Raw genomic sequence first — 7,932 nt, 5'->3', positions numbered from 1 at the left:
CGCTGCGGGCGGCCGCGCGGCCGGCGGCCGACGAGGTTGCCGTCCGCGGCCCCGCCGGGCTCGGCGCGGTCGCCGCCGGCCTCCGGCCGGGCAGTGAGTCCTCCCTGCTCCTCGACCGGCTGCCCGCCGACGGCGTCGAGCCGCTGCTGCGCGCCGTCCGCGGGGGAGCGCACCGGGCGGTGGAGCTGCGCCTGCTGGGCGGCGCGGTCTCGTGGCTGCCGGAGCGGCCCAGCGCCGTCTGCCACCGGGAGGCGCGGGTGGCGGTGCGCGTGGTGGGCGGCCCGGGCGCGGAGGAGCGGGCGGCGACCCGGGCCTGCGCCGAGGAGCTCGCCGACGCGCTCGGACCGGTGACCGGGGGCCGGGAGCCGGCGCACGGGGTGGGCGCCACGCCGGACGTGCTGGCCCGGACCCCGACGCCCGCGGTCCGGGAGCGGCTGGCGGCGCTGGCCGCGGCCACCGACCCGCACCGGATCCTCGAGGGAGCCGGCCCGGCCCGGCGCCGGGGCGGACCTGCCGCCGAGGGCCTGCGGCCCTGACGGCGGGCGCCGGCTCGGACGCGGGCGCCGGCTCGGACGCGGGCGCTACGCGCCGAGCTTCTCCAGGCGGACCGCCACGCGGACCCGGGCGACGCGCGTGGTCAGGTCGCGCAGCCCCGACACGCCACTGAGCGCGAGCGCGGCGCGCTGCAGCTCGTCGACGGTCATCGGCTCGTCGCTGGTGACCACCTTGATGATGTCGCTCAGTTCCATCGCGAGCCCCCCGGCTCCTGGTTGAACACCGACCCGTGGCCCCAGAGAGTGGCCCCAGGCGGAGGTGCCGGACACCCCCAGAACGGGGGAGCGATCACGTCCGGGTGAACGGAAACCGGTCGACGGGTCGTCCGGACGCCGCCCAGAGTGGCCCCGTGGAGCACCGCGTACCCGTCGCGCCCGGGGTGGAGCTGTGGGCCGAGGAGCGGGGTGACCCGTCGGCGTCGCCGCTGCTGCTGGTGATGGGGGCCAACGCCAGCGGGGTCGCCTGGCCCGACGCCCTGGTCGACCGGCTCGCGCGGCAGCACCGGGTGGTCCGCTACGACCACCGCGACACCGGCCGCTCCACCCGGGCCTACGACCGGGCGCCGTACGCGATCCGGGATCTCGCCGGCGACGCCGTCCGGGTGCTCGACGCCCTGGGGATCGACCGCGCGCACGTGGTCGGCATGTCCATGGGCGGCACCCTCGTGCAGCTGCTCCTCCTCGACTCCCCCGACCGGCTGCGCAGCGCCACCGTGCTCGCCACCTCCGCCCTGGGCAGCGGCCTGGCCGACGTCGCGGGGGAGAGCGACCTGCCCGGCCCCTCACCCTGGCTGCTCGAGTACTGGGCGTCGATGGGCGAGGACCGCGACCCCGAGGCCGAGCTCGCCTGGCGGGTCGAGCACTGGCGGCTCCTGAACGGGACCGGCCTGCCGTTCGACCCCGCCGAGTTCCGGACCCTAGAGCAGCGGGTCGTCGCGCACAGCGGCACGCTGCGCAGCCCGGTCGCGCACGCCCTCGCCGACCAGTCCGGCCTCGACCGCGGGGCCGAGCTGGCCGCCGTCCGGGTGCCGACGCTGGTGATCGAGGCACCCGAGGACCCGGTCAACCCGCCGCCGCACGCCGCGCACCTGGCCGCGGTCATCGGGTCGGCGCGGCTGGTGACCGTGCCCGGCCTGGGTCACGCCCTGCCGGCCGCCGTGGTCCCCATGCTCGCCGAGGCGATCGCCGGGCACACCGCCGCGGTCGACGCCGGCACCTGATCCCCACCACGGGCCCGCACAGCAGACGTACAGCATTCGCGCGGCTGGTCCCCAGTCCTTCCCGCCACCGTCGTGCTCCACAGCGAGAGAAGGAGCACCGTGAGCGACGAGCACACCTCGACCAGCGGTTCCCGGTGGGAGCCGCCGGCCGTCCCGCCGACGCCGGCCGGGCAGGAGAGCCCCGAGCGCCGACGTCGACATGGTCGGAGGGGCGACCGTCACCAGCGAGGGCTACCTCGAGGCGCTGCAGGGCGCCCTCGACGAGGCGGAGCCGGGAGCCCGGCGAGCGCGCGGCCGGTCACCCGGTACGTCGCGCACGTCATGGGCATGCCGATCAGCCTGGCGCTGCGCGGCCGGCACGCCGCCGACCCCGAGGGCCGCGCCGCCTGGACCGAGGCCGTGGCCGTGCTGCGGGCCGCCGACGCCGTCTTCAGCACCTACCGGTCCGGATCGGTGGTCTCCCGGCTCGGCCGGGGCGAGCTGACCCTGGCCGAGTGCCCGCCGGAGGTGGCCGAGGTGCTGGCCCTCGGCGCGGCCGCGACGCGGGACTCCCGCGGCGCCTTCGACGTGTACCGCGCCGGGGGAGTGGGGGAGGAGGTGTTCGACCCGAGCGGCGTGGTCAAGGGCTGGGCCGCCGAACGGGCGGCGGAGCCGCTGCGCACGCTGGCGGGGACCGACTTCTGCCTGTCCGCCGGCGGCGACCTGGTCTGCCGCACCCTCGACCCCGACGGCGCCCCCTGGCGGATCGGCATCGAGGACCCGCGCGACCCCCGTCGGCTGGTCGCCGTCGTGCCCGTGCGCTCGGGAGCGGTGGCGACGTCGGGCAGCGCCCACCGCGGGCAGCACGTCGTCGACGCGCGGACCGGTGAGCCGCCGTCCGGCGTCGCCTCGGTGACCGTCGTCGCCCCCTCGCTGACCGACGCCGACATCGACGCCACGGCGGCCTACGCGCTGGGCCCGGAGGCCGCCGACTGGCTGCGCACCCGGCCCGGCCGGACCGGCCTGGTGGTCCGGTCCGACGGCTCGACCACGACGGTCCGCGGCGAGGCGACCCTGCTGCCGGGTGCGGCGATCGCCTGACCCCCGCGGGACCCCGCCCGGCAACTGACCCGGACCCACAGGGACGCCACGGACCGGACACAGGCCCGGTACAGGCGCGCCCCCGACGCTGGGACCCGACCGCCGGAGAGCCCGGCCGACGACGAGGAGACCCCCGTGCGCAGGACGTTCATCATCACCACCACGACCGCCGGTGTGCTGGCACTGGGCGGCCTGGCCGTGGCCGTGCCGGCGCTGGCCGACAGCGACACCGTCGGGTCGGCGGCGGCGTCGGCGGCCGAGCGGATCCGGGACGCGCTGTCCGGCCTGGTCTCCGACGGCTCGCTCACCGAGGCGCAGGCCGACGAGGCGGCCGCCACGCTGAGCGAGGCCGGCCTCGGCGGGCGCGGAGGGCACGGCGGCCGCCTGGACCTCGGGACGGCGGCCACCGCGCTGGGCCTGACCGAGGACGAGCTGCGCACCGCGCTGCAGGCCGACGGCGCCACCCTCGCGACCGTGGCCGAGGACCGGGGCGTGGCGGTGGACACCCTCGTCACCGCGCTGACCGAGGCGGCGCAGGCGCGCATCGCCGCGGCCGTCGAGGACGGCCGGCTCACCCAGGAGCAGGCCGACGAGCGGCTGGCCGAGCTGGCCGAGCGCATTCCCGAGCGGGTGCACAGCACCGGCCTCGGCTCCCACGGTGGTCACCGGCCCGGCGGCTCGGACGACTGACCGGCCGCCGCTCAGGAGGAGGTGCGGCCGCCCGGGGCGGCGTACCGCTCGCGGACGAGCTGGAGCAGCGGCTCCAGCTCGGCCGGGGGGCTGGCGGCCCACCACGCGAGCCGGACCGCGACCGGCGGTGCGTCCCGGACGGGGCGGTAGACCACGCCGGGTCGGGGGTGCTGACGCGCCGTCGCCTCGGCGGTGACGCCGACCGCCTGGCCGGCGGCGATGACGGTCAGCCACTCGTCGACCCCGCGGACCGTCCGCACCGCACCGGGGCCGCCCGGCCCCGGCCACAGCTCGTCGGTCGTCGTCCCGGTCCGGACGTCGACGGCCACCGTGCGGCCGGCGAAGTCGCCGAGCCGCACGCTGCGGCGGCCGGCCAGCACGTCGTCCGCGGCGAGCGCGGCGTAGCGCCGCTCCTCGCCCAGCAGCGCGGTGCGCAGCCGCGGGTCGGGGACCGGGCGGCGCAGCACGCTGACGTCGACCGCGCCCTCGGTCAGGCCCGCGGTGGGGGTGTTGGACTGGACGAAGACCAGCGCGGACCCCGGGTGGCTGTCCGACCAGCGCCGCTGGACGGCGGTGGTGTGCCGGCCCAGCGCCGCCCAGGCGTAGCCGACCCGGAGGTCGGCGCGCGCCTCGGTGGCCGCCCGCTGCATGGCGGCGACCTCCTCGAGCACCCGGCGGGCGTGGCCGACGACCCGCGTCCCCACGGTCGTCAGCGCCAGCTCCCGGGTCGTGCGCCGCAGCACCCGCGCGCCGAGCGCCCGCTCGAGCGCCGCCACGGTGCGGGACACCGACGCCTGGGAGGTGTGCAGGGCGGCGGCCGCGGCGGTGAAGGTGCCCTCGTCGACGACGGCGAGCAGCGTCCGCAGGTGACGCAGCTCGGCATCCATACGCCCAGCGTATCGATGGCCGCGACATCGGCATTTCCCCCGCGGCCCGGCCGTGCCGACACTCGGTCGGGTGGAGGAGCACGGGGCGCGGTCGGGCGGGTCGCTGCGGGGCGTGGCGACGATGACGGTGAGCGCCACGAGCAACCAGACCGGCGCGGCGATCGGCGCCTCCGCGTTCGACGCCGTCGGCCCGCTCGGCGTGGTGGCGGTGCGGCACTGGGTGGCGGCCGCGGTGCTGCTGCCCGTGGCCCGCCCGCCGGTGACGCGGATGTCGTGGCGCCAGTGGTGGCCGGTGCTCCTGCTCGCGGTGGTGTTCGGCGCGATGAACCTGTCGCTGTACACCGCCGTCGACCGCGTGGGCCTGGCGCTCGCGGTGACCCTGGAGTTCCTCGGCCCGCTCGGGGTGGCGCTCGCCGGCTCCCGCACCCGGCGGGACCTGCTGATCGCCGCCGCGGCGGCGGCCGGGGTGTACGTGCTGGTCCTGCCCGGCCCGTCCAGCGACCTGCTCGGGGTGGGCGCCGGCCTGCTCGCCGCCGCGTGCTGGGCGGCCTACATCGTCCTCAACCGCGTCGTCGGCCGGCGCCTGCCCGGGCTGCAGGCCCCGGCGCTGGCCACCTCCGCGTGCGCGCTCGTCCACCTGCCCGTCGTCGTCGTGCTGGCCGCCGACGGCCGGCTGGCCGGGGCGCCGCTGCTCTCCGCCGTCGCCGCCGGGGTGCTGGCGTCCGCGGTGCCGTACGCGCTGGACCTGGCCGCGCTGCGGTTCGTCCGCCCCCGGTTCTTCGGGGTGTTCATGAGCGTCCACCCCGTCGCGGCCGCCGTGGCCGGCCTGCTGCTGCTGGGCCAGCACCTGGTGCTGCGCGAGTGGATCGGGATCGCCGTGGTCGTGCTCGCCAACGTGGTCGCCGTCGCCTCCGGGGGCGACGCGGCGCCGGCCCGGCTCAGCGCCCGGCGGCGCGCGGCGCGGGCAGTCCCAGGGCGCGGTCGAGCAGCCGGAACCGGTAGGCCGCACTCAGGACGGCGAACCAGACGACCAGGGCGGGCAGCACCACGAAGAACACCGGCTCCGCCGCGTCGGTGAGCCCGAAGTAGTCGGTGAACCAGGGGACGAACAGCCCGCCCCCGAACGCCACGACGAGGACGGCGACGAGCACGGCCGGGCGCCGGTCGCCGTCCGGACGGGTCCAGGAGGCGAAGAACTTGTTCGGCGGCTTGAGGAAGAGGATCAGCCCGAAGGCGGCGAAGGACACGAAGGTGGACAGCCCGGTCTGCGCGCCCAGCGTGGCCGCCGCCTCGGCGAACCCGACGTCGTCGGAGGACAGGCCGGTGTACTGCTCGAACTCGGCGCGGGCGAAGTCGGGGAAGCGGGGATCGGCGACGGCCGCGATGAGGCCGGTGTACAGCAGCGCGTACACCGCCACGCCCCCCGCCGCGGTCAGCACCGCCGCCGGGACGACGAACCGGCCGACGGTGGCCAGCAGGTGCGGGTCGGGCCGCGTCGGGCGGGCCCAGGCCGTGAGGAACAGCGTCGGGATCCCGACGGTGAGGAGGGTCAGCCCCACCTGCGCGGGGGAGTAGGGGAACCCCAGCCCCAGCATGGTCACCGCGAGGATCACCAGACCCTGGGTGCCGACCCGGGCCAGGAAGACCTGCATCGACGTGCTGATCCCGTTGATGATCCGGCGGCCCTCGTGCTGGGCCGGCAGCAGCGCGGCCAGCGAGTCCTCGGTCAGGACGATGTCGGCGACGTCGCGGGCCACCGCGCTGCCGCTGGTCATCGCCACGCCGACCTGCGCCCGCTTGAGCGCCCGGGCGTCGTTGACGCCGTCGCCGATCATCGCGACGTAGCGGCCCTGCCGGCGCAGCGAGTCGACCAGCCGCTCCTTCTGCTCCGGCGCGACGCGGCCGAACACCCCGGCCCGGGCGGTGACCCGGTCCAGCTCCGGGTCGCTCAGCGCGTCGAGGTCGGCGCCGGACACCGGCTCGCCGCCGTCGAGCCCCGCGCGCCGGGCGAGGGCGGCGACCGTCCGGGGGTCGTCGCCGGACACGACCTTCACCGCGAGGCCGTCGCCGGTGAGCCGCGCGAGCGTCCCGGTGACGTCCGGCCGCAGCTCGTCGGCCAGGGACACCACCGCGACCGGGTCCAGGGCCGGCAGCCGCGCCCGGCCGGCCGGGTCGCGCAGCGTCGCCCCGGGGTCGGCGGCCCGGGCGACGACGAGGACGCGCAACCCCTGCGCGGTCCGGCCGCTCACCGTGCCGGTCAGCGGCGGGCCGGACAGCTGCGGCGCGAGCGCCTCGGGCGCCCCCAGCACCACGACGCCGTCGTCCGTGCGCAGCCCGCTCCACCGCAGCGAGGACGAGAAGGGCACCTCCTCCCGCACCTGCCACGGCTGCCCGGGGAGTGCTGCGGCCAGGGCCGCACCGGTGAGGTTCGGCGACGCGGCGCTGCGCGCCATCGAGCCGACCAGCCGCTCGGCCGCGGCACCCTCCAGCGCCCCGACCGGCAGGACCTCCGCGAGCGTGAGCCGGCCGGTGGTGAGCGTGCCGGTCTTGTCCGTGCAGACCACGTCGATGTTGCTCACCGACTCCACGGCGTTCACCCGCTGGACCAGCGCGCCCCGCCCCGCGCTCTTCGCCGCGCCGACCGTGTACGCGACCGCCACGAGGAAGAACAGGCCGTAGGGGACCAGGCCGGAGAGCACCGCGGTCGTCTGCACCACCCGCACGAGCGGGAGCCCCTCGAGCGCGGCCTGCAGCAGGATCGTCACGCTCATCAGCGCCACGAGCAGCATGACCAGCCGGACGACGAACTCGATCCGGCTCTGCAGCGGCGTGGTGTCGGTCGACGCCCGGCGGGCCTCGGCGGTGAGCCGGCCCGCGTGGCTCTCCGCGCCGACGTCCCGCGCGAGCTGGTACCCCTCGCCGCCGACGGAGAAGCTGCCCGACAGCAGGTCCTGGCCGGGCTCCCGGACCAGCGGCTCGGACTCGCCGGTCAGCAGGGACTCGTCGACCTCCACGCGGCCGCCGTCGAGCACCGGCCCGTCGACGACGACCTGGTCGCCGGGGCGCACGTGCAGCACGTCACCGCGGACCACCTCCTCCGGGGTCAGCGGCACGTCCGCGCCGTCGCGCACGACCGTGACGACGGCGCGGTTCAGCAGCTGCAGCCGGTCGAGCTTGCGCTTGGCCCGGATCTCCTGGACGGCGCTGATGGCCGCGTTGAGCAGGCCCAGGCCGACGCTGATGAACGCGTCGTTGTAGCGGCCCAGCGCGAGCAGCGCCGCCCCGATGGCGAACAGGATCGAGTTGTAGAAGGAGAAGACGTTGGTGCGCAGGATGCGGGCGTAGCTGCGCGAGGACGCGCTGACGGCGACGTTGCCCTCCCCGCGCCGGCGCCGGACCTCGGCCTCCCGCTGGGACAGCCCGTCCGGCACCGCGGCCGCTGGTCCCCGGTCGGTCTGCTGCACGCGGGGAGTCTGTCCCCGGGCCACTCCGGCTGCTCGC

At 77.4% G+C, this 7,932-nt stretch carries 7 protein-coding genes and 2 pseudogenes; 6 read left to right on the top strand and 3 right to left on the bottom strand.

All coding sequences use genetic code 11. From position 1 onward, the window contains the following. The coding region (locus tag MY520_RS15235; protein WP_436693133.1) for a hypothetical protein at positions 1–536 on the top strand (536 nt) is incomplete at its 5' end. 45 nt (positions 537–581) lie between these two features. Here the strand turns inward: MY520_RS15235 and MY520_RS15230 are convergent. After that, positions 582–749: a hypothetical protein gene (locus MY520_RS15230; RefSeq protein ID WP_436693131.1), complete on the bottom strand. Its 168-nt coding sequence runs from the start codon at positions 747–749 to the stop codon at positions 582–584. A 155-nt stretch (positions 750–904) separates the two neighbouring features. Here MY520_RS15230 and MY520_RS15225 point away from each other — a divergent pair, with 155 nt between their 5' ends. The 4 genes and pseudogenes from MY520_RS15225 (at position 905) to MY520_RS15210 (ending at position 3,544) form a co-directional block, all read left to right on the top strand. Then, a complete protein-coding gene (locus tag MY520_RS15225) occupies positions 905–1,774 on the top strand; it encodes an alpha/beta fold hydrolase (RefSeq protein ID WP_436693129.1) in 870 nt (289 codons plus the stop codon). 196 nt (positions 1,775–1,970) lie between these two features. Further along, positions 1,971–2,024: pseudogene (locus MY520_RS15220) on the top strand (hypothetical protein); the annotation flags it as partial. 77 nt (positions 2,025–2,101) lie between these two features. After that, positions 2,102–2,854 carry an FAD:protein FMN transferase gene (locus MY520_RS15215; RefSeq protein ID WP_436693127.1) on the top strand — a complete coding sequence of 251 codons (753 nt, stop codon included), beginning with the start codon at positions 2,102–2,104 and terminating at the stop codon, positions 2,852–2,854. Between the two features lie 135 nt (positions 2,855–2,989). Continuing rightward, complete coding sequence (locus MY520_RS15210; RefSeq protein WP_436693125.1) at positions 2,990–3,544, top strand: hypothetical protein; 555 nt, start codon at positions 2,990–2,992, stop codon at positions 3,542–3,544. Positions 3,545–3,555: 11 nt separating this feature from the next. Here the strand turns inward: MY520_RS15210 and MY520_RS15205 are convergent, their stop codons facing one another. Beyond that, the gene (locus MY520_RS15205) at positions 3,556–4,431 is read right to left on the bottom strand and encodes a LysR family transcriptional regulator (RefSeq protein WP_436693123.1); all 876 of its coding nucleotides are present in this window, start codon (positions 4,429–4,431) and stop codon (positions 3,556–3,558) included. 121 nt (positions 4,432–4,552) lie between these two features. Here MY520_RS15205 and MY520_RS15200 point away from each other — a divergent pair. After that, positions 4,553–5,320 (top strand): annotated as a pseudogene (locus MY520_RS15200) (EamA family transporter); the annotation flags it as partial. A gap of 49 nt (positions 5,321–5,369) precedes the next feature. Here MY520_RS15200 and MY520_RS15195 read toward each other — a convergent pair. Next, the gene (locus MY520_RS15195) at positions 5,370–7,895 is read right to left on the bottom strand and encodes an HAD-IC family P-type ATPase (RefSeq protein ID WP_436693121.1); all 2,526 of its coding nucleotides are present in this window, start codon (positions 7,893–7,895) and stop codon (positions 5,370–5,372) included. Between the last annotated feature and the right edge of the window lie 37 nt (positions 7,896–7,932).

Source organism: Geodermatophilus sp. CPCC 205506 (assembly GCF_051383635.1).
GTDB lineage: Bacteria > Actinomycetota > Actinomycetes > Mycobacteriales > Geodermatophilaceae > Geodermatophilus.
Note: the sequence above shows the minus strand (reverse complement) of the source record. Positions and strands in the feature narration are given on the sequence as shown.

Coding starts and splice junctions, on each gene's coding strand:
- MY520_RS15230 (WP_436693131.1), bottom strand. CDS start 749: ATGGAACTGAGCGACATCATCAAGGTGGTCACCAGCGACGAGCCGATG.
- MY520_RS15215 (WP_436693127.1), top strand. CDS start 2,102: ATGCCGATCAGCCTGGCGCTGCGCGGCCGGCACGCCGCCGACCCCGAG.
- MY520_RS15205 (WP_436693123.1), bottom strand. CDS start 4,431: ATGGATGCCGAGCTGCGTCACCTGCGGACGCTGCTCGCCGTCGTCGAC.